Origin of the sequence: Ottowia cancrivicina (assembly GCF_029813755.1) — a bacterium.
Lineage (GTDB): Bacteria > Pseudomonadota > Gammaproteobacteria > Burkholderiales > Burkholderiaceae_C > Ottowia > Ottowia massiliensis.
Genome location: NZ_JARVII010000008.1, coordinates 72563 through 95590, shown reverse-complemented (window position 1 = coordinate 95590; position 23028 = coordinate 72563). Strand labels below are relative to the sequence as shown.

At 66.4% G+C, this 23028-nt stretch carries 19 protein-coding genes; 8 read left to right on the top strand and 11 right to left on the bottom strand.

What is annotated here, in order from left to right:
- Positions 1 to 7: 7 nt before the first annotated feature.
- The 3 genes from trxA (at position 8) to QB898_RS05600 (ending at position 2375) form a co-directional block, all read left to right on the top strand.
- Entirely contained in the window at positions 8 to 337 is a 330-nt protein-coding gene (gene trxA / locus QB898_RS05610; RefSeq protein WP_050715512.1) for a thioredoxin TrxA, read from the top strand.
- A 309-nt stretch (positions 338 to 646) separates the two neighbouring features.
- On the top strand, positions 647 to 1912 hold the full coding sequence (rho, locus tag QB898_RS05605; protein ID WP_279524142.1) for a transcription termination factor Rho: 1266 nt from the start codon (positions 647 to 649) through the stop codon (positions 1910 to 1912).
- A 208-nt stretch (positions 1913 to 2120) separates the two neighbouring features.
- On the top strand, positions 2121 to 2375 hold the full coding sequence (locus tag QB898_RS05600) for a type B 50S ribosomal protein L31 (protein ID WP_050716503.1): 255 nt from the start codon (positions 2121 to 2123) through the stop codon (positions 2373 to 2375).
- 104 nt (positions 2376 to 2479) lie between these two features.
- Here the strand turns inward: QB898_RS05600 and QB898_RS05595 are convergent, their stop codons facing one another.
- Positions 2480 to 3784: a solute carrier family 23 protein gene (locus QB898_RS05595; RefSeq protein ID WP_279524141.1), complete on the bottom strand. Its 1305-nt coding sequence runs from the start codon at positions 3782 to 3784 to the stop codon at positions 2480 to 2482.
- Between the two features lie 166 nt (positions 3785 to 3950).
- Here QB898_RS05595 and QB898_RS05590 point away from each other — a divergent pair, with 166 nt between their 5' ends.
- Positions 3951 to 5078, top strand: a complete 1128-nt coding sequence (locus QB898_RS05590; RefSeq protein WP_050715515.1) for an acyl-CoA dehydrogenase family protein — start codon at positions 3951 to 3953, stop codon at positions 5076 to 5078.
- A gap of 278 nt (positions 5079 to 5356) precedes the next feature.
- Here QB898_RS05590 and lysA read toward each other — a convergent pair whose 3' ends face one another.
- Both lysA and lptM read right to left on the bottom strand, forming a co-directional pair.
- The gene (lysA, locus tag QB898_RS05585; protein WP_102283290.1) at positions 5357 to 6637 is read right to left on the bottom strand and encodes a diaminopimelate decarboxylase; all 1281 of its coding nucleotides are present in this window, start codon (positions 6635 to 6637) and stop codon (positions 5357 to 5359) included.
- Positions 6634 to 6918, bottom strand: coding sequence for an LPS translocon maturation chaperone LptM (gene lptM / locus QB898_RS05580; protein WP_279524140.1), 285 nt, complete (start codon positions 6916 to 6918; stop codon positions 6634 to 6636). The genes lysA and lptM overlap by 4 nt, the downstream gene beginning before the upstream one ends.
- Before the next feature lie 14 nt (positions 6919 to 6932).
- On the opposite strand from lptM, the gene cyaY reads away from it, so the two are divergent.
- Entirely contained in the window at positions 6933 to 7262 is a 330-nt protein-coding gene (gene cyaY / locus QB898_RS05575) for an iron donor protein CyaY (RefSeq protein WP_050715517.1), read from the top strand.
- A 146-nt stretch (positions 7263 to 7408) separates the two neighbouring features.
- Entirely contained in the window at positions 7409 to 8554 is a 1146-nt protein-coding gene (locus QB898_RS05570) for a hypothetical protein (protein WP_279524139.1), read from the top strand.
- A 79-nt stretch (positions 8555 to 8633) separates the two neighbouring features.
- On the opposite strand, the gene QB898_RS05565 is transcribed toward QB898_RS05570, so the two are convergent.
- From QB898_RS05565 to QB898_RS05530, 8 genes are all read right to left on the bottom strand, one after another.
- Positions 8634 to 9764, bottom strand: coding sequence for an ABC transporter permease (locus QB898_RS05565; protein ID WP_279524138.1), 1131 nt, complete (start codon positions 9762 to 9764; stop codon positions 8634 to 8636).
- A gap of 5 nt (positions 9765 to 9769) precedes the next feature.
- Positions 9770 to 10927 (bottom strand): ABC transporter permease, encoded by a 1158-nt coding sequence (locus tag QB898_RS05560; protein ID WP_279524137.1) that lies wholly within the window; start codon positions 10925 to 10927, stop codon positions 9770 to 9772.
- A 127-nt stretch (positions 10928 to 11054) separates the two neighbouring features.
- Positions 11055 to 12887, bottom strand: a complete 1833-nt coding sequence (locus QB898_RS05555; protein WP_279524136.1) for an ATP-binding cassette domain-containing protein — start codon at positions 12885 to 12887, stop codon at positions 11055 to 11057.
- Positions 12888 to 13146: 259 nt separating this feature from the next.
- Positions 13147 to 14295 (bottom strand): HlyD family secretion protein, encoded by a 1149-nt coding sequence (locus QB898_RS05550; RefSeq protein ID WP_279524135.1) that lies wholly within the window; start codon positions 14293 to 14295, stop codon positions 13147 to 13149.
- Between the two features lie 637 nt (positions 14296 to 14932).
- Positions 14933 to 15466: a cytochrome c5 family protein gene (locus QB898_RS05545; protein ID WP_279524134.1), complete on the bottom strand. Its 534-nt coding sequence runs from the start codon at positions 15464 to 15466 to the stop codon at positions 14933 to 14935.
- Positions 15467 to 15581: 115 nt separating this feature from the next.
- A complete protein-coding gene (locus tag QB898_RS05540) occupies positions 15582 to 17066 on the bottom strand; it encodes an efflux transporter outer membrane subunit (RefSeq protein ID WP_279524133.1) in 1485 nt (494 codons plus the stop codon).
- A 25-nt stretch (positions 17067 to 17091) separates the two neighbouring features.
- Complete coding sequence (locus QB898_RS05535) at positions 17092 to 20274, bottom strand: efflux RND transporter permease subunit (RefSeq protein ID WP_279524132.1); 3183 nt, start codon at positions 20272 to 20274, stop codon at positions 17092 to 17094.
- Positions 20275 to 20301: 27 nt separating this feature from the next.
- Complete coding sequence (locus QB898_RS05530) at positions 20302 to 21570, bottom strand: efflux RND transporter periplasmic adaptor subunit (protein WP_279524131.1); 1269 nt, start codon at positions 21568 to 21570, stop codon at positions 20302 to 20304.
- A 212-nt stretch (positions 21571 to 21782) separates the two neighbouring features.
- Here QB898_RS05530 and QB898_RS05525 point away from each other — a divergent pair, with 212 nt between their 5' ends.
- Both QB898_RS05525 and QB898_RS05520 read left to right on the top strand, forming a co-directional pair.
- On the top strand, positions 21783 to 22493 hold the full coding sequence (locus QB898_RS05525; protein WP_279524130.1) for a TetR family transcriptional regulator: 711 nt from the start codon (positions 21783 to 21785) through the stop codon (positions 22491 to 22493).
- Complete coding sequence (locus QB898_RS05520) at positions 22432 to 23016, top strand: acyloxyacyl hydrolase (protein WP_279524129.1); 585 nt, start codon at positions 22432 to 22434, stop codon at positions 23014 to 23016. The genes QB898_RS05525 and QB898_RS05520 overlap by 62 nt, the downstream gene beginning before the upstream one ends.
- Positions 23017 to 23028: the final 12 nt, after the last annotated feature.

Below are 23028 nucleotides of genomic sequence, written 5' to 3'. Positions count from 1 at the left end.
TTTTCTCATGGCAAGCGCACTCATCAAGCACACCAGCGACGCCTCGTTTGAAGCCGACGTTCTCCAGTCCGACAAGCCCGTGCTGCTGGACTTCTGGGCTGAATGGTGCGGCCCGTGCCGGTCCATCGCCCCCGCGCTGGACGAACTGGCCGCCGCCTACGAAGGCAAGTTGCAGATCGTGAAGATGAACATCGACGAAAACACCGCCACGCCCGCGCGTTTTGGCATTCGCGGCATTCCCACGCTCATGGTCTTCAAAAACGGCCAGCTGGCCGCCACCAAAGTCGGCGCCATGACCAAGGCGCAGATGGCGGCGCTGGTGGATCAGCACGTCTGACTCTTGGCGCTTTTGCGCCACCTCCAGAAGGCATGCGGCCCGTTGCGGCGCATGCCTTTTTCTTTTGGGTTTTCCTGCAATAATCCGCCCCTTGCCAGCCAGGCGCCTGGCTGGCGCGCCGCGCGCTTCTTGCGCGCCGCAAGCGGCAAAAGCAGGCCAGCAACGCCTGCCGCCACTGGAGCCAGGGCCGCAACCGGTTCAGGCTTGCGCAGCCCTTTCCCCGCGCCATTGCGCCGCGCCCTTTCCCTTTCTTCTTTTGCAACCCACGCAGCCTGCCTTGCGGGCTGAAATCACTGCCAGACTGGTTCCATGCACCTGAACGAACTCAAGGCCCTGCACGTCTCCGAAGTGCTCAAGCAGGCCGAGGCACTGGAAATCGAAAACACCGGCCGCATGCGCAAGCAGGAGCTGATGTTCGCCATCATCAAAAAGCGCGCCCGCGCCGGCGAGCAGGTTTTTGCCGACGGCGTGCTGGAAATCCTGCCCGACGGCTTCGGCTTTCTGCGCAGCCCCGACACCAGCTACACCGCCAGCACGGACGACATCTACATCAGCCCCAGCCAGGTGCGCCGCTTCAACCTGCACACGGGCGACATGATCGAAGGCGAGGTGCGCATCCCAAAAGACGGCGAACGCTATTTCGCGCTGACCAAGCTCGACAAGGTCAATGGCCTGCCGCCCGAGCAGAACAAGCACAAGATCATGTTCGAGAACCTCACGCCGCTCTTTCCGAAGGAGCTGATGCGGCTGGAGCGCGACAACTTCAAGGGCGAGGAAAACATCACGGGCCGCATCATCGACGTGATCGCCCCCATCGGCAAAGGCCAGCGCGCCCTCATCGTGGCTCCGCCCAAGAGCGGCAAAACGGTGATGATGCAAACCATCGCCCACGCCATCAGCACCAACTACCCCGACAGCCACATGATGGTGCTGCTGGTGGACGAGCGCCCCGAAGAAGTCACGGACATGCAGCGCTCCGTCAAGGCCGAAGTCATCGCCTCCACGTTTGACGAACCGGCCTCGCGCCACGTGCACGTGGCCGAAATGGTGATCGAGCGCGCCAAACGCCTGGTCGAGCTGAAAAAAGACGTGGTCATCCTGCTGGACTCCATCACCCGCCTGGCCCGCGCCTACAACAACGTGGTGCCCTCCAGCGGCAAAGTGCTCACCGGCGGCGTGGACGCCAACGCGCTGCACCGCCCCAAGCGCTTTCTGGGCGCGGCGCGCAACGTGGAAGAAGGCGGCTCGCTCACCATCATCGCCACCGCGCTGATCGACACCGGCAGCCGCATGGACGAAGTCATTTTTGAAGAGTTCAAGGGCACCGGCAACAGTGAAATCCATCTGGACCGGCGCCTCTATGAAAAGCGCGTGTTCCCCAGCATCCAGCTCAACCGCAGCGGCACCCGCCGCGAAGAGCTGCTGCTGCCGCCCGACGTGCTGCAAAAAACCCGCATCCTGCGCCAGTTCATGTACAACATGGACGAAATCGAGGCCATGGAAATGGTCATCAAGAGCATGAAGGCCACCAAGACCAATGTCGAGTTTTTCGACATGATGCGCCGGGGCAGCTAACGCCCCACCCGGTCAGATTAGCTCCTTGATTCATAGCAGAATGTCCCCGTATTCATTGCGGGAAAGCGCATTCAGGCAGCCCTGAATTTGCTTCTTTTTCAGAAGCGGCTTGCCAGACAGCCCCAAAACCCTAGAATCCCCCGTTTTTTCGCGGCAAGTGCGCTGGATGGGCCAGCGTGGCTGCCGCATCAGCCCAAAGGAAACATCCATGCGCGAAGGCATCCACCCCGAATACCGCGAAGTCTGCTTCGTAGACCTGTCCAACGGCTTCAAATTCGTCACCCGCTCCTGCGTGAACACCAAGGAAACCGTGAAGATGGACGATGGCCGCGAACTGCCCCTGTTCAAGCTCGACACTTCCAGCGAATCGCATCCCTTCTACACCGGCACGCAAAAGTCGGTGGACAACATGGGCGGGCGCGTCGAGAAATTCCGCAACCGCTACGGCAAGGTGGCCCGCTGAAAAGCGGACGCGCTCTTTCCGCGAATCTCCGCAAAAAAGGCAGCCTCGCGCTGCCTTTTTTGTTGCTCGCGCGCGGACGGCGGTTTGCCGCCGCACACGCCCTCTTACCTGGCCGTCAGGCCGCGCCGCCCCCGGCGCAGCAGCGCGTGCAGCAAGATCGCGCCGAAAGTGGCCGTGCCAATGCCGCCCAGCTCGAAGCGGCCAAAACCCAGCGTGAAATCGCCCGTGCCCAGCACCAGCGTGATGGCCGCCGTCAGCAAATTGGCGCTGTCGGCGAAATTCACCTTGTTTTCCACCCAGATGCGCGCCCCGGCCACCGTGATGAGGCCAAACACCACGATGGAAACGCCCCCCATCACCGCAGGCGGAATGGCCTGAATGAGCGCGCCGAACTTGGGCGAAAAACCCAGCAGCAGCGCCATGCATGCGGCCACGACGAACACGGCGGTGGAATAGATGCGCGTGGCGGCCATCACGCCAATGTTTTCGGCATACGTGGTCACGCCCGTGCCGCCTGACGCGGCGCTGAGGATGGTGGCCAGCCCGTCGCCCATGAAGGCGCGGCCCATGTGGGCGTCCATGCTGCGGCCCGTCATGGCCGCCACGGCCTTGAGGTGGCCCAGGTTTTCCACCACCAGAATGAGCGCCACCGGCGCGATGAGGGCGATGGCGTTGGGGTCAAACGCTGGCGTTGCCAGCCGGGGCAGCCCCAGCCAGGGCGCGGCGGCGATGCCCGATGTGTCTATGGGCGCGCCCAGCCCCAGTCCGTTGGTCAGCACGGCATACAGCGCCGTGGCCGCCAGCAGCCCGGCCAGGATGAGCAGGCGCTGGAGCATGCCGCGCGCAAACACCGCGATGAGCGCCACGCACAGGAAAGTGGCCGCCTGCATCCAGGCGTCAAACGGCGTGGGCGCCATGTTCTTGATGGGCACGCGCGCCAGGTTCAGGCCGATCACGGCCACCACCGAGCCGGTGACCACCGGCGGCATCAGCCGCTCGATCCAGCCTGCGCCCACGGCCTGCACCAGCGCGCCCAGCAGCATGTAAATGACGCCGCAGGCCATGATGCCGCCCAGCGCCACGGCCATCTGCGCATTCGGCCCCTGCCCGCCGTAGCCCGTGGCCGCAATCACCACGCCGATGAAGGCAAATGACGAACCCAGATAGCTCGGCACCCGCCCGCCCGTGACCAGGTAGAACAGCAGCGTGCCCATGCCGCTCATGAGAATGGCGACGTTCGGGTCAAAACCCATGAGGATGGGCGCCAGCACCGTTGCGCCGAACATGGCGATCACGTGCTGCACCCCCATTGCCGCCGTCTGCGGCCAGGGCAGGCGCTCATCGGGCGCAATCACGCCGCCGCCTTGCAGCGCCTGCATGGGGCGCGGCTGCCATTGAAACAAGCTCATTTTCCGGACTCTCCTCAAGTTCTCGAATGCGCGGACACGCAAGCGCTGCGCAAGCGTGCGGCATGCGGCCCTGATGGTAGGCGCGAAGGCAGGGTTTGCAGGCATTGCCAGGCGCGCGCGCCGCCCATAAAAAACGCCTTTCCCCAACCAACCCAGGAGACCAGCCATGCTGCTGACGCAAGACCAGAAAATGATCCGCGACGCCGTGCGCGCCTTCGCGCAGGAAGAACTCTGGCCCCATGCCGCCCAGTGGGACCGCGATCACACCTTTCCCCGGCAGGCCCACAAGGGCCTGGCCGCGCTGGGCTGCTACGGCATTTGCGTGCCCGAAGAGTACGGCGGCGCGGGGCTGGACTACCTGACGCTCTCGCTCGTGCTCGAAGAAATCGCCGCAGGCGACGGCGGCACCAGCACCGCCATCAGCGTGACCAACTGCCCCTACAACGCCATCCTCATGAAATACGGCACGCAGGCGCAAAAACAGCAATGGCTGGTTCCCGCCGCGCGCGGCGACATCCTGGGCGCTTTCTGCCTGACCGAGCCGCACGCGGGCAGCGACGCATCGGCCGTGCGCACCACCGCCACGCGCGAAGGCGGCGAATACGCGCTCAACGGCGTCAAGCAATTCATCACCAGCGGCCAGAACGGCCAGGCCGCCATCGTCATCGCCGTCACCGACAAAAACGCAGGCAAAAAGGGCCTGAGCGCTTTCATCGTGCCCACCAGCAACCCGGGCTGGAAAGTGGCTGGCCTGGAGCGCAAGCTGGGCCAGCACAGCAGCGACACCGCGCAAATCCTGCTGCAAGACTGCCGCATTCCCGGCCAGAACCGCATTGGCGAAGAAGGCGAGGGCTACAAGATCGCCCTGTCCGCCCTTGAAGGCGGGCGCATCGGCATCGCCTCGCAAAGCGTGGGCATGGCGCGCAGCGCGCTGGAGTTCGCCATCCGCTACGCCAAGGAGCGCGAAGCCTTCGGCGTGCCCATCTTCGAGCACCAGGCCGTGGCCTTCCGCCTGGCTGACTGCGCCACGCGCCTGGAAGCGGCCCGCCAGCTCATCTGGCACGCCGCCGCCCTGCGCGACGCGGGCCAGCCCTGCCTGAAAGAAGCCGCCATGGCCAAGCTCTTTGCCAGCGAAGCGGCAGAACACGTGTGCTCCACCGCCATCCAGACCCTGGGCGGCTACGGCGTGACGGCAGACTTTCCCGTCGAGCGCATCTACCGCGACGTGCGCGTGTGCCAAATCTACGAAGGCACCAGCGACGTGCAAAAAATCATCATCAGCCGCGCGCTGTAGAAAGCGGCTTGCGGCCCGCCCGCAAGCGCCAGGCGCTGGCAGCGGGAGCAGCGCCTGCCGGATTGCATCAGAAACAGGAGCAAATTCAAGAGTCTGAAATACCGCTTTGCGCTGGTTCCACCAGGACCCATTGCTACGGATAAAGGAGCGAAAAGCGCCTTGCTTCAGTCCTTCGTGTCTGCCGCCTGCGCCTGGCCTGTTTCCGGCGCGCTCCCTGGCTCGCCTCTGGCCCTGGCGGCGGGCGCGCCTTTTCCGGAGCCTGTTTTCCGGTCAGGCTTTCAGGGCAGCTCGCCGCGCAGCAAGTCTTCGATGGTTTCGCGCTGGCGGATGACGCGGGCCATGTCGCCGCTGACCAGCACTTCGGCCGCGCGCGGGCGGCTGTTGTAGTTGCTGGCCATGCTCATGCAGTAAGCGCCGGCGGAAAACACGGCGAGCCTGTCGCCGGGCTGCACGGCCAGCAGGCGGCGGCGGCCCAGCCAGTCGCCGCTTTCGCACACGGGGCCGACCACGTCATACACGCGCCCGGGCGCGCCTTCGGCTGCGGCCTGCAAGGGTTCGATGCGGTGAAAAGCCTCATACAGCGCGGGGCGCGGCACGTCGTTCATGGCGGCATCCACGATGCAAAAGCTCTTGTCCTCGCCCGGCTTCAGGTACAGCACCTCGGTCAGGCACACGCCCGCGTTGCCCACCAGCGCGCGCCCCGGCTCCACGATGAGGCGGCGCTGGCCGTGGCCGCGCGCATCCAGCCGCGCCAGCAGCAGCTGGCACAGCGCGTCGGCGGCGGGGGGCGTCTCATCGGCGTAGGCAATGCCCAGGCCGCCGCCCAGGTCAATCTGGCCCAGCGGCACGCCGGCGGCCTCGATGGCTTCGAGCAAATCGAGCACGCGCTCCAGCGCGTCCAGATACGGCGCGGCCTCGGTGATTTGCGAGCCGATGTGGCAGCCGATGCCTGCCACGCGCAGCCCCGGCAGCGAAGCGGCCAGCTGGCAGGCGGCCAGGGCGTGATCGTGGGCGATGCCGAACTTGTTGTCACGCAGGCCGGTGGAGATGTAGGGGTGCGTGCGCGCGTCCACGTCAGGATTGACGCGGATGCTCACGGGCGCCGTCAGGCCGCAGGCGGCGGCCACGTCGTTGAGGGCCAGCAGCTCGGCTTCGCTTTCCACGTTGAAGCAGCCAATGCCCGCCTCCAGCGCGGCCTGCATCTCGCGGCGGGTCTTGCCCACGCCGGAAAAGACGATTTTTTCCGGCTCCGCGCCAGCGGCCAGCGCGCGCGCCAGCTCGCCGCCCGAAACGATGTCAAACCCGCAGCCGGCCTGCGCCAGCAAGCTGAGAATGGCCTGCGAGGAATTGGCCTTGACGGCGTAGCACACCAGCGCGTCACGCCCGGCCAGCCCGCGCTGCCAGGCCGACAGCGCGCTTTCAATGGCCGCCTGCGAGTAAACGAAAAGCGGCGTGCCGTGCTCCTGGGCCAGCTCATCCAGGCCAAGGTCTTCAATCATCAACGCGCCGTTTTCACTGCGGTGAAAAACCGGCGCGCCGGGCAAGGGAAATGAATTCATGGGGCAGAAAAATCAGGTTGCGGCAGGGCCGGGCGTGCAGATTCAGCGGCAGATTCAGCGGCAGGTTCGGCAGCGGGTTCCGCCGCTTCATGGCCCGCAGGCCAGAGCGTCTCGGGCAGCGTGGCCCGCTGGCGGGCAGCCGGCGTGTCGGGCAAATACAGCGGCCCGCGCTGGCCGCAGCCCGCCAAAGCGCCGGCCAGCCCAACTGCCGCGCAAGCCGCAAATATGCGATTAATCGGGCGGATTAACGGGATTAATAAAATATTCGCGTGCTGCTTCATGAAAAATGATTGTAATGACCGACATTGAATACCTTGATTTGGCAGAAGCCCTTTTGCGCCGTGTTGAGGAGCAGTGCGACGCCCTCAACGAAGACACCGACGCCGACATCGACAACCAGCGCGCGGGCGGCCTGATGACGCTCACCTTCGCCAACGGCAGCCAGCTCGTCATCAACCTGCAACGCCCCTTGCACGAAATCTGGATGGCCGCGCGCGCTGGCGGCTTCCACTACCGCTGGGCAGACGGCATCTGGCACGACACCAAAACCGGCAACGACTTCTTTGCCGATCTCTCCACCCTTGCCAGCGACTGCGCGGGCCGCCCGCTGGCGTTCACGGCCTGAATCCGCTGCCTGAAACCGCGCTGCCGCGCGGCATTCAAAAACAGGAGCGAATCCAAGGGGTCTGAAAAGCCTGTTTTCGCAATGTCCACCAGGACTGCATGCTATGAACCAAATAGCAAGAATCTGACGCTTTGCTCTCTTGCGCCATGCTCCGCCTTCTTGCCGTCCTGATCAGCCTGGCCCTGCTGGGCGCGCCCCTGTGGCTCACGCAAGGGCCGGTGCATGAACAGCTTGCCGTGCTGGCCCTCACCCGCACCGACCCGCTGCCGCGCACGCGCGAGCTGGTGGCGCAAGAGCGCTACGCCGAGGCCGCGCAGTATCTCGACTACTTCATGGCCTACGGCTACGTGCGCGGCGATCCGGCGGCGCAGCATCTGGCGCGGGAAATCGCCGCCCGGCGCGAAAGCCTCGCCTACCAGGCCGGCAAAGCCGCCGAAGGCGTGTGGAGCGGCCAAAGCGACGAAGCCGTGGGCCAGGCCGCCGGCGTCATCAGCGACTTTCTGGTGATTGGCGACCTGCGCGACCTCGCCCGGCAGGGCTGGCTCTACGCGCAAGGCGAAGAAACCGACCCCGTGCTCATCGCCCTGGCCAGCCTGGGCGTGGCCGCCACGGCGGTGCAGGCAGGCGGAGCCGCTGCCGCCGCGCCCTCCGGCGGCGCCACCGCGCCCGCCGTCGCGGCCGCCGCCACGGCCAAAAGCGGCCTGTCGGCCCTCAAATGGCTGCGCCGCGCGAACGCGCTGCCCGGCTGGCTGGGCGAGATGCTCATGCGCGCCGCCGCGCGCCTGCGCCAGCAGCGCCGCCTGAGCGAAATGGCGCACGAGCTGGCCGGTTTGAAGGGCACCCTGGCCGACGTTAGCGCGCTGGCCGCCACGCCCGGCGGCGCGCGCCTGCTGGCCGCCACCACCGACGCCGCCTCGCTCTCGCGCGCCGCGCGCCTGGCCCGCGCCCACGGCGCGCGCGCTGCCGTGCTGCAAGACATCACCGGCGCGCCGCTTGCCGAAAGCCTGGCGCTGACCGAGCGCATGGGGCCGGCCGCCGTGCAAAGGGCCGCCACCTATGGCCGCCAGGGCCTGCGCGCGCTGAACGAAATGGGCGTCGCGCGCTTTGCCAAATACAGCGCCCGCGCCGCCAAGGTGGCCTACAAGGGCCAGGCCCTGCGCCTGGCCGCCCGCTGGCTGGCCACGCTGCCGGCCTGGCTGCCCAGCCTGGCCGGAGCGGCCGCCTTGCTGCTGTGCTGGCTCACGCGCCCGCGCCGCAGGGCATCAAAAACAGAAGCAAATCTGGCGGGGTAGAAAAGCCGCTTTGCGCACATTCCCCTAGGACATCATGCTATGAATACGGTAGCGAAAAACAGGCTGGCTGCACGCGCCTTCACCCCAGCCGGTTTCTGAACAGCCAGGCGGCCAGGGGCAGGGAAAGGGCGGTCATGGCGAGCAGGGGCAGGAAATCGGGGGCCACGTCGGTCAGCGTGGCGCCTTCCAGATAGACGCGGCGCACGATGCTGACGCCAAAGCGCAGCGGGTTCGCATGCGTGGCCGCTTGCAGCGCCTGCGGCATGTTGCGCACGGGGGTCATCAGGCCCGACAGCAAGGTCATGGGCAAGACGAGCATGAAGTTGTAGAGCATGGCCTGCTGCATGGTCAGCGACAGCGCCGAAACCGACAGCCCCACGCCCACGGTGGCCGCGTTGAAGGCCAGCAGGCCCAGGTAGAGCAGCCAGAGGGAGCCGGCCATCGGCACCTGGAACCAGAAGCGGATGATGAGCAGCACGAGGCTCGATTGCAGCAGCCCCACCAGCATGGACGGCAGCGCCTTGCCGATGAGAATTTGCAGCGGCGTCAGCGGCGTGACGAGCAGCTGGTCAAACGTGCCCTGCTCGCGCTCGCGCGCCACGCTCAAGGCGGCCAGCAGCATGGTCTGGATCATGCTGAGCGAGGCGATCAGCCCCGGCAGCAGGTGCCAGCCGGAGTCCAGGTTGGGGTTGAACCACGCCCGCCGCTGCACGCGGATGCCGGGCGCAAGGCCCAGCTCCTGCTCGTTGTAGCGCGCGGCGATGGCGGCGATCTGGCTGCCCGCCGCTGCGGCGGTGGAGGAGTTGCGCGCGTCCAGCACCACTTGCACGGGCGCGGCCTGACCTTGCGCCAGGCGCTGCGCGAAATCGGGCGGGAAGGTGATGACGGCCAGCGCCCGCCCGCTGTCTATGGCCGGGGCGATCTGGCTGGCTGAAGAAAGCGTGGCCACGCGCTTGAAAACGCCCGTGCTGTCCAGCCGCGCCAGCAAGGCGGCGGAGGCGGCGCTGCGGCTTGGCTCCAGCACGGCGTAGGGCGCGTGCTTCAGCTCAAAGCTCAGCGCATAGCCGAACAGCAGCGCCTGAAGCAGCGCGGGCACGAGCAAGATGATGCGGTTGGCCGGGTCTTTCAGCAGCGTCAGCAGCTCCTTGCGCATCAGCGCGGTAGTGCGCCAGCAGGCATCGGCCAAGGCGGAAATGAAGGTGCGGAACATGGGCTTCAGTCCAGTGTTTTGCGCAGCGTGCGCTGCGTGGCCCAGGCCAGCGCCAGCGCGTAGGCCGCGAGCGTGGCCATGCCGCGCGCGATGGCCGCCTGCGTGGCCGCGCTGTCCGCGCCCGCCAGAAACAGCGTTTTCATCACGCCCATGAAGTGCGTGGCGGGCATCAGCTGCCCGATGAACTGCACGGCGGCAGGCATGTTGCGCAGGTCAAACATGAAACCCGAGAGCACCGTGGCGGGCAGAAAGCTCGCCAGCAGCGCCACCTGGCTGGCCTGGAACTGGTTGCGCGTGACGCCCGAGATGAACAGCCCCAGCAGCAGCGACACGGTCAGATAGAGAAGCGCCGCCGCCAAAACCAGCGCCAGCGGCCCGCGCATGGGCACGTGAAAGGTCAGGCGCGCCGCCAGCAGGCACATGACCACATCCGCCAGCCCCACCAGCAGCCAGGGCGCAAGCTTGGACAGCACGATTTCCAGCGGCCGCGCGGGCGTGACGAACAGCGCCTCCAGCGTGCCGCGCTCCCATTCGCGCGCGATCAGCAGCGAAGTCAGAAACGCCCCGATCAGCGTGAGGATGAGCACCACCAGCCCCGGCACCAGATACCAGACGCTGATGCCCGCTTCGTTGAACCACAGGCGCTGCACCACTTCCACCCGCGCGGCCTGCGCGCCCGTGCGGGCGGCGGCGCGGCCGGCTTCTTTCGCGGCGGGCAGCGCCAGCGCCGCCTCCACGTAGCCTTCCACCGCGCTGGCCGTGGTGGCGTCCAGGCCGTTCAGAATGAGCTGCACCGCCGCGCCGCCCGCCGCCAGCCGCGCCGCGAAGTCGCCCGGCGCCTGCACGATGGCGTCCACCTCGCCCTGGCGCATGGCTTGCCGGGCGGCGTGCATGTCCGTCATCCAGCGCGCGTCAAAGTAGCGCGAGCCTTGCAGCCCGGCCAGCGCCTGCCGCGCCGCCGGGGCCGGGTCTTGCAGCACCACGGCCACCGGCACGCGGTTCACGTCAAACGACAGGCCGTAGCCAAACAGCCATATCAGCGCCAGCGGCAGCAGCAGGCCCATGAGCAGATTGCTCTTGTCGCGCAGCATCTGCCGCGTCTCCTTGCGCGTGAGCGCGGCCAGGCGGCGCAAAAAGCCGCCCGCAGGCAGCGGGGCGCTCATTGCAGCGGCCCGCCTGCCGCCCGCGCGGCGCGAATGCAGCAAGCAGGCGATGCGGTCATGAGGCCTGCTTTCAGGATTGAGTCTGGGGAAGGCATTTTTCTCGCTACTTTCTTGATAGCAATGTGTCCTAGTGGAATAAGCGCCAGCGGCTTTTTTCCTTGCCTGAATTTGCTTCTGTTTCTGATGCGCTGGCGCGCGCCTGCTCGACGATGGCGATGAAGGCGCTGTCCATATCGGGCGCGCCGCCGGCCAGCTGGCGCACCTGCTGCGGCGTGCCCAGCGCGAGCAGGCGGCCCGCGTCCTGAATGGCGATGCGGTCGCAGTACTCGGCCTCTTCCATGAAATGGGTGGTGACGATGACGGTCACCCCGCCTTGCGCCAGCGCGGTGATGGCGCGCCAGAAAGCGCGGCGCGCCAGCGGGTCGATGCCGCTGGTCGGCTCATCCAGAAACAGAATTTGCGGGCGGTGGATGAGGGCGGCGGCCATCGCCAGGCGCTGCTTGTAGCCGCCGGGCAGCAGGCCGCTGGGGGCGCTGCCGTCCAGGCCGAATTCGGCCAGGCTCTCGCTCACGCGGCGGCTCAGCTCGCGCCCGCGCAGGCCATAGGCGCCGCCGAAAAACTCCAGGTTCTCGCGCGCGCTCAGGTTGCCGTAGAGGGCGAATTTCTGCGAGACGTAGCCGATGCGCCCCCGCGCCTGGGCGCGGGCCGTGCGCAGGTTCAGCCCCGCCACCTCAAGCTGGCCGCTGGTGGCCGGCAGCAGGCCGCAGAGCATGCGGAAAGTGGTGGTCTTGCCCGCGCCGTTGGGGCCGAGCAGGCCGAAGATTTCGCCGCGCGCCACTTCAAACGAAGTGCTGGCCACCGCCGTGAAGCCGCCAAAGCGGCGCACCAGATCGCGCACGGCGATGGCGGGGCGCTCTTTGGCGGCTACGTTTGCGGCAACTTCTGCGGCGGCTTGCGCCACTACCGGCTTCGCCGCCGCTTCCGCTGCCGCGCCCTCGCCAGCCTGCGCGCCGTCTTCATGCTGGCGCAGCAGGAGCATGAAGGCGTCTTCCAGCCCGGCCGGGCGCGGCTGCGTGGCCGCGCCTTGCAGCAGCGCAGCCACATCGGCGGCGCTGGCATGGGGCTGGCGGATGTAGCGCACCGCGCCGCCAGCGGGCACGGCGTCGGCGATCAGGCGGCGCGCGTCAATCAGGCGCGCCTGCAACTGGCGCGGGGGCTGTCCGGCGGGCGGCCAGGCCGTGCAGGTCAGCCCCGCCGCCTTTTCCCGCAGGCTTTGCGGCGCGCCCTGCGCAAGCACGCGGCCCTGATGCAGCACGAACACCTGGGCGCAGCGCGCGGCTTCGTCCATGTAGGCGGTGCTGACGATGACGCTCAGGCCCTCGGCCTCCACCAGCTGCTGCACGATGGCCCAGAGGTCGCGCCGCGAGAGTGGATCGACGCCCACGCTGGGTTCGTCCAGCAGCAGCAAATCGGGCGAGCGCACCAGCGTGCAGGCCAGGCCCAGCTTTTGCTTCATGCCGCCGGAGAGCTTGCCCGCCGGACGCCCGGTAAAGCGCGCCAGGCCGGTCATCTCCAGCAGCCGGGCGTAGCGCGCGCCGCGCACGGCGGGCGGCACGCCGTGCAGATCGGCATACAAGTCAAGGTTTTCCTGCACGCTCAAGTCTTCATACAGGCCAAAGCGCTGCGGCATGTAGCTGATGCGGCTTTGCACGGCCTGCGGCTGGCGCGCGCCGCCCTGGCCCAGCTCATGGCCCAGCACGGCAAGGCGCCCCGCGTCAGGCGCCAGCAGGGCGGCCAGCAGGCGCATGAGGGTGGTTTTGCCCGCGCCATCCGGCCCGACCAGCGCCGTGAGCTGCCCCGCGCGCGCTTGCAGCGACACCTCGCGCAGCGCGTGCAGCCGCCCGCCTGCGGGCGCGGCGAAGGTCTTGCTGATGCCTTGGGCCTGGACGATGAAGCTCATGGCGTTACAGCCCGGGCACGGCCCGCCCGCCGCGAAACAGGCGGATTGGGGTGCGCGCAGCGCAGGCGGCAGATGGGCCAGGCGGCATCATTTCGCTCCTGTATCAATAGCATGATGTCCTAGTGGAAACTGCGCAAGAAGTCATTTCAACCCCATTGAATTTGCTCCTGTTTCTGATGCCATCTGGCGGCGCGCCCCCAGCCTTCAGCCGGACGGGCTGGCCAGCGGAGGGCATGGAGGCGAGCGAAGATGAATCCGCTCACGGCTGCCCGCCAGCGGGCGCACGGGCAGGCTGGCCGGCGGCAGGCGCGCCTTGCAGCCGCACGGTAGCGGGCTGGCCCAGCCGCAAGGCGTCGGCCGGGTCATCCACCTGCACGCGCACTTCATAGACGAGGCTGGTGCGCAGCTCGGCCGTTTGCACCTGCCGGGGCGTGAATTCGGCCACGGAGGCGATGTAGCCCACCGTGCCGCGCAGGGGCTGATCCGGCTGGCTGTCGGTCGTGACGGCGGCGGGCATGCCGGGGGCCACGCGGCCCAGATCCGGCTCGGCCACATACACGCGCACCCACTTGGGCTGGGTGAGCGCCAGCGTGTAGGCAGGCCGCTGGGGACTGGCCATGTCGCCCGGCTCCAGCAGGCGCGCGCGCACCACGGCGCTGACGGGCGCGCGCAGTGCGCCCTGCTCAATCTGATGCTCCAGCAGGGCCAGCGCGGCCTCGGCAGCTTTCAGTTGCGCGCGGGCGGCGGCAATGTCTTCCTCGCGCGGGCCAATCTGCGCCAGCCGCAGCGCCTCTTGCGTCTCGCGGACTTTGGCCTCGGCCACCTGCGCGGCGGTCTGCGCGTGCTCCAGCGCCTGGCGGCTGGCCGCGCCGCCGCCAGCCAGCTGGCGCAGCCGGGCCAGGTCTTGCCGCGCCCTGGCGGCATCGGCGCGGGCGGCGGCCACGCGGCTTTGCGCCTGCGCCACCTCCTGCGGGCGCGTGCCGCTTTCCAGCTTGCGCAAGCTCTGGCGCTGCGCCTCGATTTGCGCGCGCGCCTGCGCAGCCTGCAAAGCCAGCGTCTGCGTGTCCAGCACGGCCAGCGTCTGCCCGGCCTGCACGCGCGCGCCTTCGTCCACGGCCATTTCCAGCACGCGGCCGGAGCCTTCAAACGCCAGCGCAATTTGCCGGATGTCCACATTGCCGTACAGCGTGAGCGCGCCATCGCCCGCCCCTCCCTTCGAGCAGGCGGAAAGCGCCAGCGCCGCCCCGCAAACGGCCAGCCCTAAAGCGCAGCGCACGGCCCGGCACAGGCAGAAAACCCGAATGGCATGCGCCAGGCCGCGCGCAAGAAGCCGCCCGGAGCGCAAGGCGCGGCGCGGCAAGGCATGCGCCGTGCCGCCAGAAAGCAGGGAAAGGGTGGAGATCAGCATGGCGGGCATCATATTAAATTAAATTTAATTTTTAACCCGCAGAGGCGCGCCTTGCTTGCCGGAAGGGGTTGCGCAGAAATGGCGCGAAGCCTTGCCCGCCGAAAGCGCCCGTGCCAACGCGCGGCCGGAAAACAGACAGCGAGTTCTGGATCGCTCACGCCGCCCGGAGCGGAGCGTTGCGGCGGATGAATGAAGCGGCGCGGCCGGACCTGCTGCAAGCGGCACGGTCAGAAAGGCCGCTGGCTATGCCGTCTTCGCAGCGGCCTCTTGCACGTTCTTGTACGCGCCACGGGCATTGAAAAGCTGAAAAGCCAGCTCGCCGCTGTTCATCCTTGCAAGCGGCTTTGGCCGCCTGCAAGCGCCAGCCGGAAGCAAGCAGGATGAGGGCGCCCGAGACCGCGCTTTTCGCACTGCGGGCGGACTTTGGGCCGGTTTTCAGTCAGGGACGCAGAGCCATTGCGGGCGGAAGGCGGATGGGCCGGTTTGAGGGCATGAGGCCATCCATCCCCAGCGATCCCAATATCGCCGTGCATTCAGGCCTGCCCCAAGGCAGCCCGTCCTGATTCATTGCTTTCGCCCTTTGCGGGAAGGCGCTGAACAGGGTTTTGGAAGGCAGCCGGGTGTTCGGGGGAGCAGATTATTGGGAATGCGCCACCATGTATTCGACGACGGTTTTCAGCTCGTCGTCGCTGGCCTTGGTGCCGCCGCGCGCGGGCATGCCGCCCCGGCCGTTGATGGCCACTTTCATGAGTTCGTCCATGCCCGTGGCGATGCGCGGCGCCCAGGCGTCCTTGTCGCCCACCTTGGGCGCGCCGCCTGCGCCTGTGCCGTGGCACATGGCACAGCTTTTCTTGTACAGGGCAGGCACTTCGCCCGTGGCGGCTGCGGCGGGCGCGGGCGCAGCCGCTTCAGCGGGCGCGGCGGCTGCCTCGGCGGAGGCAGTTTGTGTGGCGGCGGCCTGGCCTGCCAGGTTGAGTGCGCCGACTTTGGCGATGCGCGCATCGACGCTCCCGGCCCCTTCGTCGCTGCGTGTGAGACTGCCATAGCTGCCGGGAGCGGGCTGGGTCAGGCTAAAGAGCGTCAGCACCACGATGGCGGCAATGACGGGCCATAGCAGCCATCTGGAAGATTTGGGCTGGTCGCTGGACGTGGGTTGCGTGTTTTCGCTCATGGCGGCCTCTTTTTTGGGCGGAGTCAGGATGGAAAACAGGGCCTGAAGCCGAGTTGGGCTTCAGGCCCCGCTGAAGGAAACAAATTATAGGTTCCAGGTGAAAAACCCCGTTTTCTCACTCTTTTGACGTTTCTTTTTCTTGTTTTTGGTCAGATTCAGGCTGCGTCTGGCTCCAGCCGCCGCCCAGGGCTTTGTAGAGCGTGATTTCGTTGGCGCGCTGCGCCAGCCGGGTTTGGGCCAGCGCTTGTTCGACGCCAAAGAGCGAGCGCTGGGCATCGAGCAGGTCCAGGCTGTTGGCCACGCCGTTGCGGTAGCTCAAATCGACGAGGCGGTAGCGCTCGCGTTCGGCGTCGGTTTGCTGTTGCTGGGCCTGAAGCTGCTCGGCCAGCGCCTGGCGGGCGGTGAGGGCATCGGCCACCTCCTTGAAGGCGGTCTGGATGGCTTTTTCGTACCGGGCCACGGCGATGTCGCGGGCGGCTTGCGCCGATTCCACGCCTGCGCGGTTGCGGCCCATGTCGAAGATGGGCAGGGAGATGGCGGGCGCAAAGTTCCACGCGCGCTGGCCGCCGCTGCCAAACAGGCCGTCCAGGTCGCTGCTGGCGCGCCCCAGTCCGGCCGTGAGGCTGATGGTGGGGAAGTAGGCCGCGCGGGCTGCGCCGATGTTGGCGTTGGCGGCGACGAGTTGCTGCTCGGCCTGGCGGATGTCGGGGCGGCGCAGCAGCACGTCGGAAGACAGGCCGGCGGGCACGTCGGCAAAGCCCGAGAGCTGCGTTTCATCGGCCTTGGGCAGCAGTTGCTCTGCGATGGGCTGGCCTGCCAGCAGGGCCAGGTTGCTCAGGTCTTCGGCGCGCAGGCGCTTTTGCTCGGCGCGGCTGGCGCGGGCGGCGGCGGCCTGCGATTCGGCCTGGCGCATGTCCAGCGCGGTGGCCACGCCGTTGTCAAGGCGCAGCCGGGTGAGCTTGAGCGACTCTTCGCGCGTGGCGAGCGTGCGTTCAGCCAGGGCCAGCAGTTCGGTGTGCGTTTGCAGCGACAGCCATGCGCTGCTGATGGCGGCGATGAGGCTGATTTGCGTGTTTTTCTGCGCTTCTTCGGTGGCCAGATACTGGGCCAGCGCGGCTTGCTTGAGGGCGGCGATGCGGCCGAAGAAGTCGATTTCCCACGCGGTGATGCCCACGCTCAGGCTGGCGCTGGAGTTGACGCTGGCGCCGCCTGGCATGGTGGCGGGCGCAGAGCGCGTGTAGCTGCCGCTGGCGCCCAGCGTGGGGAACTGGTTGGCGCGGGCGATTTGGTAGCTGGCGCGCATTTGCTCGACGCTGTGGCGGGCCACGCGCAGATCGCGGTTGTTTTGCAGCGCCAGGCGGATGATTTCGCGCAGGCGTTCGTCTTGCACGAACTGTTCCCAGGGCAGGTCGGGCGCGGCCAGGGTCTGGGCCTGGTCTTCGGCTGGGCCGCCTTCGGCGGGCTGCGCGCCGGGCCAGTGCGCGGGCACGGGCGCGGCGGGGCGCTCGTATCGGGGCGTGAGCGAGCAGCCCGCCAGCACGAGGGCGGCGGCCAGCGGCACGGCCAGGCGGCGCATGAAGGAAGTGGAGGTGTCGTTCATGTTGTTGGATCCTCTTGAGGCGGGGTCATCCGTGTTGCGGCCCGGATTCTGCAGACGCGGCCAGCGCGGCTTCAGGCGCGGCCGCCTTTTTGCCGCCCTTGAAGAATTTGCGCACCAGCACGTAGAACATGGGCACGAAGAACACCGACAGCAGCGTGCCAATCAGCATGCCCCACAGCACCGAGGTGCCGATGGCGCGCTGGCTGGCCGAGCTGGCGCCCGAGGCCAGATACAGCGGCACCACGCCCAGAATGAAGGCGAACGAGGTCATCAGAATGGGGCGGAAACGCAGGTGCGCGGCTTGCAGCGCGGCTTGCAGCGCGGTTTTGCCTTGCTCTTGCACGTCTTTGGCAAATTCGATGATCAGGATGGCGTTCTTGGCGGACAGGCCGATCACGGTGATCAGGCCGACCTGAAAGTAGATGTCATTGAGGTAAGTGGGCACGGCGTTGAACCAGTTGCGGCCCGTTGTGCCCAGCACCACGCCCAGAAAGCCCAGCGGCACCACCAGAATGACGGCCAGCGGAATCGACCAGCTTTCATACAGCGCCGCCAGCGCCAGAAACACGGCCAGGATGGCGAAGGCGTAGAGGATGACGGTTTGCGCGCTGCCCTTGACTTCTTCGCGCGACTGCTCCGCCCATTCCAGGCTGTAGCCGCCGCCCATTTCATCGACCATGCGTTGCACTTCGGCCATGGCCTCGCCCGAGGAGTAGCCGCTGGCGGCCGCGCCTGCGATTTGCATGGCCGGGTAGCCGTTGAAGCGCTGGCTTTGCTGCATGCCTTCTTCCCATGAAACCGAGGCCACGGTAGACAGCGGCACGGCCTGGCCCGAGGAGTTGGGCACCGTCAGCGCCAGAACATCTTCGGGCTGCATGCGCGAAGAGGCATCGGCTTGCACGATCACGCGTTGCAGGCGGCCGTTGTTGGGAAAGTCATTGATGTAGGACGAGCCCAGCGCCATCGCCAGCACGGAGCGGATGCTGGAAAAGTCAATGCCTTGCGCAGCGGCAGCGGCGCGGTTGATGTCAATCTTGAGCTGGGGCGCGTCTTCCAGGCCGCCAGTGCGGGTGTTTTGCGCGTTGAACATTTTGCTGGAGCGCATTTGGCCCAGCAGCTTGTTGCGCGCGGCCAGCAAGGCGGCATGGCCGTTGTTGTTGCGGTCTTGCAGGAAGAACGTGAAGCCCGAGCTGGTGCCCAGCTCCATGATGGCAGGCGGACTGACGGCAAAGGCAAAGCCGTCTTTCACCATGCCCATCATGGCGCCGGTGATCTTGTCGGCCACCGAGGCGGCGTCGCTGCCCGGCGCCTTGCGCTGGCTCCAGTCTTTGAGCATGACAAAGCCCATGGCCATGTTCTGGCCGGAGCCGGTGAAGCTGAAGCCGGAAACGCCAATCATGCTGTCCACTTCGGGCATGGACGTGGCAATCTGTGTGACCGTGGCCAGCGTGGCGTCGGTGCGGGCCTTGGTTGCGCCAGCGGGCAGCTGCATGCTCACCATCAGCGTGCCCTGGTCTTCATTGGGCAGAAAGGACGTGGGCAGGCGCATGTACACCCACACCGCGCCAGCGGCCAGCGCCAGATAAACCACCATCAGGCTCAAAGAGCGGCGCAGCAAGCGGGCCACGATGCCTTCATAGCCATGCGTGGTGGCGCTGAAGCCCCGGTTGAACCAGCCGAAAAAGCCGCTTTTTTCCATGTGATGGCCTTTGGGCACGGGCTTGAGCAGCGTGCCGCACAGCGCGGGCGTGAGCGACAAGGCCAAAAAGGCCGAGAAGGCAATGGCCAGCGCCATGGTCAGCGCGAACTGCCGGTAGATGTTGCCCGTGGCCCCGCTGAACATGGCCAGCGGCACGAACACGGAAATGAGCACCGCCGTGATGCCGATCACCGCGCCGGAAATCTGGCCCATGGCTTTCTTGGTGGCTTGCAGCGGCGGCAGGCCTTCTTCGCTCATGATGCGCTCGACGTTTTCCACCACCACGATGGCGTCGTCCACCACGATGCCGATGACCAGCACCATGGCGAACATGGTCAGCACATTGATGGACATGCCCAGATACCAGATGCCCGCAAATGCGCCCAGCAGCGAGATGGGCACCACGATGGTGGGAATGAGCGTGTAGCGGATGTTTTGCAAAAACAGAAACATCACCAGAAACACCAGCACGACGGCTTCAAGCAGCGTGTGCACCACCGCTTCAATGGACAGGCCGACGAATGTGGAGGTGTCGTAAGGCGCAGACCAGGACAGGTCTTGCGGGAAAAATTTCTGCAGCTGCTCCATCTTGGCTTTGACAGCCGTGGCCGTGGCGATGGCGTTGCCGCTGTTGGAGAGCATGACGGCCATGCCCACGGCCTGCTTGCCGTTCAGGCGCGTGGACCTGTCATAGCTTTGGCTGCCCAGCTCCACGCGGGCCACGTCTTTCAGATAGACATTGGCGCCGCCCGTGGTGGCGCGCAAGATGATGTTGCCGAACTCTTGCGGCGTGCTCAGCTGCCCTTGCGCCGTGACGGTGGCCGTGATGGTTTGCCCGGCCTCGGCAGGCAGGGAGCCGATGGAGCCGGCGGAAATCTGCGCGTTCTGCGCCGAAATGGCCGAAGACACGTCCAGGAAAGAGAGGTTGTAGTTCTTCAGCTTTTTCGGATCGACCCACACGCGCATGGCGCGCTGCGCGCCGAACAGCCGCGCCTCGCCCACGCCGCTCACGCGCTGGATTTCAGGGCGGACGTTGCGCTCCACGTAGTCGGCGATGTCCTCGGTTTCCATCACCTTGGAGTCGAACATGAGCACCATCAGGAAGTTGGAGCGCGATTTGGACACCGTGATGCCGTTTTGCTGCACCGTGGCAGGCAGCAGCGCCGTGACTTCCGAGAGCTTGTTCTGCACGTTCACCTGTGCCAGGTCTTCGTCGGTTTCGGGCGTGAAGGTCAGGCTGACTTCGCCCACGCCATTGGCTGAAGCGCTGGTGCTCATGTAGTCCAGCCCCTCGATGCCGTTCATGTTGCGCTCGATGACGGCCAGCACGCTGTCTTCCAGCACTTGCGCGGAAGCGCCCGGATAAGTGGCTGATAGCCGGATGGTGGGCGCGGCCACCGACGGGTATTGCGAAACCGGCAGATTGCGGATGCCGATGACGCCAGCGATGATGATGAAGATGGAGATCACCCACGCGAAGATGGGGCGATCAATGAAGAAACGGGCCATGAATGCTCCTTTGCCTGACGCGCCGGCTTAGCGGCCCTGTTGTTGCGGCTGTTGTTGTTCTTGCTGCGCGGGCGCTGCGCCCGCTGCCGCGCCTGGCTGCGCCGCGCCGCCGCCAGGCGTCCACTCGCGCGTTTGCACTTTGGGCGAGCCGCTCATGCCCGCCAGCATGATGCCTTCCACGATGACTTTGTCGCCATCCTTGAGGCCGTCCGTCACGATCCAGTCGCCGCCTTGCTGGCCCGCGATGGTGACCACGCGCGGCTCCATGCCGCCTTCGGCATTGACGATCATCAGCGTGTCTTGCTTGCCGCGCGTGACGGCCTGCTGGGGCACAACAAAGGCATTGCCGATATCGCCCTGCGACAGTCCCACGCGCACGTAAAGGCCGGGCAGCAGCACGTTGTCGGGGTTGGGCACTTCGGCACGCAAAGTCAGCTGGCCCGTGGCCTCGTCCACCGTCGGGTCGGCAAACAGCAGGCGGCCCTTGTGGGCGTATTCCTGACCGTTTTCAAATTTGATGCTCACCTCCACCGCGCCATTGACCAGCTTGCGTTTGCCATCGGCAATTTCCTGCTTGAGCTTCATCACCTCGGCGGCCGATTGCGTGACGTTCACATACATGGGGTGCGTTTGCTGAATCGTTGCCAGCTTGTTTGCGTCTCCCGCCGTCACCAGCGCGCCCTCTGACACGTAAGACTGGCCGATATAGCCCGAAATGGGCGCCGTGATGCGCGAGTAATTCACATTGATTTGCGCCGAGCGGATGGCCGCATTGGCCGCCTTCACGCTGGCCTGCGCGGACTGCCTGGTGGCCACGGCCGCGTCGTATTCCTGCTGGCTGATCACGCTGGCGGCCACCAGCGGCTTGTAGCGCGTCAAATCCGCATCGGCCTTGGCCAGCGCGGCTTGCGCCGTGGCCAGCTGCGCGCGGGCGCTTTCCAGATTGGCCAGATACACCGCATCGTCAATCTGGTAAAGCGCCTGCCCGGCCTTGACCTGGCTGCCTTCTTCAAACAGGCGCTTTTTGATGATGCCGCCCACTTGCGGACGCACATCGGCCACGCGCCGCGCGGCCAGGCGGCCCGGCAAATCCACCGCCGTGGCCACCTGCCGGGCATGCACCGTCACCACGCCCACGACGGGGGCCGGACGCTCTTTCGGCTGGCCGCCAGCTTGTTCGTTTTTGGGCTGCCCGCCTTCTTCCGCAGCGATGCTCTCGCTGCACGCGGACAGCGTGAAGGCAGCGGCCACCGCCAGCGCGGCCAGCCCCAGTTGTTTTGAAAGACGGATGCTCATCTGCTTGCCTGCTTTCTGCATGTCGTGAAAGAGAAAAAACGGGCCGCGCCATGCACATGACGCGGCCGGAAGAAAGATACTGAAGCCGCGCATCATACATACACGAATGAATGTTTGCGCCGGAATTCAAGGGGAAACCCTGCAATTTACGTTGAATACATACATCCATGCACGCATGTATAGAATCCCGCTGATTTGTATTGCAGTCAGCCATGCGTAGAACCAAAGCCCAGGCGCAAGAAACGCGCGAACGCCTCATGCAAGCTGCGCTGGACGTTTTCCATCAGCGCGGCGTCGCGCGCGCCTCGCTGCACGAAATCGCGCAGGCCGCCGGCGTCACGCGCGGCGCGCTCTACTGGCACTTCAAGAACAAGGAAGATTTGTTTGATGCGCTGTTCGCCCGCATCTTCGATGTGGTCAGCAGCCAGCTGGAGGCCGACATCCGCAATGCCGCCGACATGCTGCAAAGTTTGCGGCAGGCGTTTCTCAACTGCTTCGAGCGCCTGGAGCGCGACGAGGCCTACCGCAAATTCAGCAGCGTGCTGCACCTCAAGTGCGAGCACACCGAAGAAAACGCCGCCATCGTCGCCGTGATGACCCGCTACTTCGACATGTGGCAGCAAAACATCCACACGGCGCTGCAAATGTGCGTGGCGCAAAAGCGCCTGCCTGCCGATCTGGACGTGGCGCTGGCCTCCATCCATCTCAAAGCCACCCTGCTGGGCCTGACGCAGCTGCGGCTGTTTTGCCCCCATGCACTCCAACTCTCGCAAGTTGCGCCCGTTATGGTTGACGCAGCGCTGGGCGGCTTGCAAAACTGCCCTGCCTTGCGCCTTTCCCATGCGCAAAACCCGCAAGCTCATGAAACGCCACATCACGCTCACCATTTGCAGCCTGCTGGCCTCCTGGTCCGCCACGGCTGAACCTGTGCAGCCGTCCCAAACCGACGCGCTCCCGGCCAGCCAGCCCTATGCCGTTTACGCGCAGCTTGGCGCTTCGCCGCACGCCGCGCACAGCCAGACCATCGGCGTGCTGCTGCCCTGGCAGGGCTTTCAGCGCCAATGGGGCGGCTGGCACTGGCAGGGCTACTGGGACGCCTGGCTGGCCCACTGGGCTGCGCGCCGCCAAGACGGCGGCCCCGCAGGCTACGCCCATGCCACCACCCTTGGCATCACGCCCACTTTGCGCACCAGCCCAACGGCCGCCTCGCGCTGGTTTTTTGACCTGGGCATCGGCTTTTCGCTCACCGACCGGCACTACGCCAACCGCCGCCGCGAAATGAGCACCCGCTACAACTTCGCCTCGCACGCGGGCGCGGGCCTGTGGCTGGACGCAGAGCGCCGCCACGCATTCGTGCTGCGCATCCAGCACGTCTCCAACGCTGGCATCAAACGCCCCAATCCAGGCGAAAACTTCCTGCAACTGCGCTACCAGGCCAGCTTCTGAATCGGGGATAAT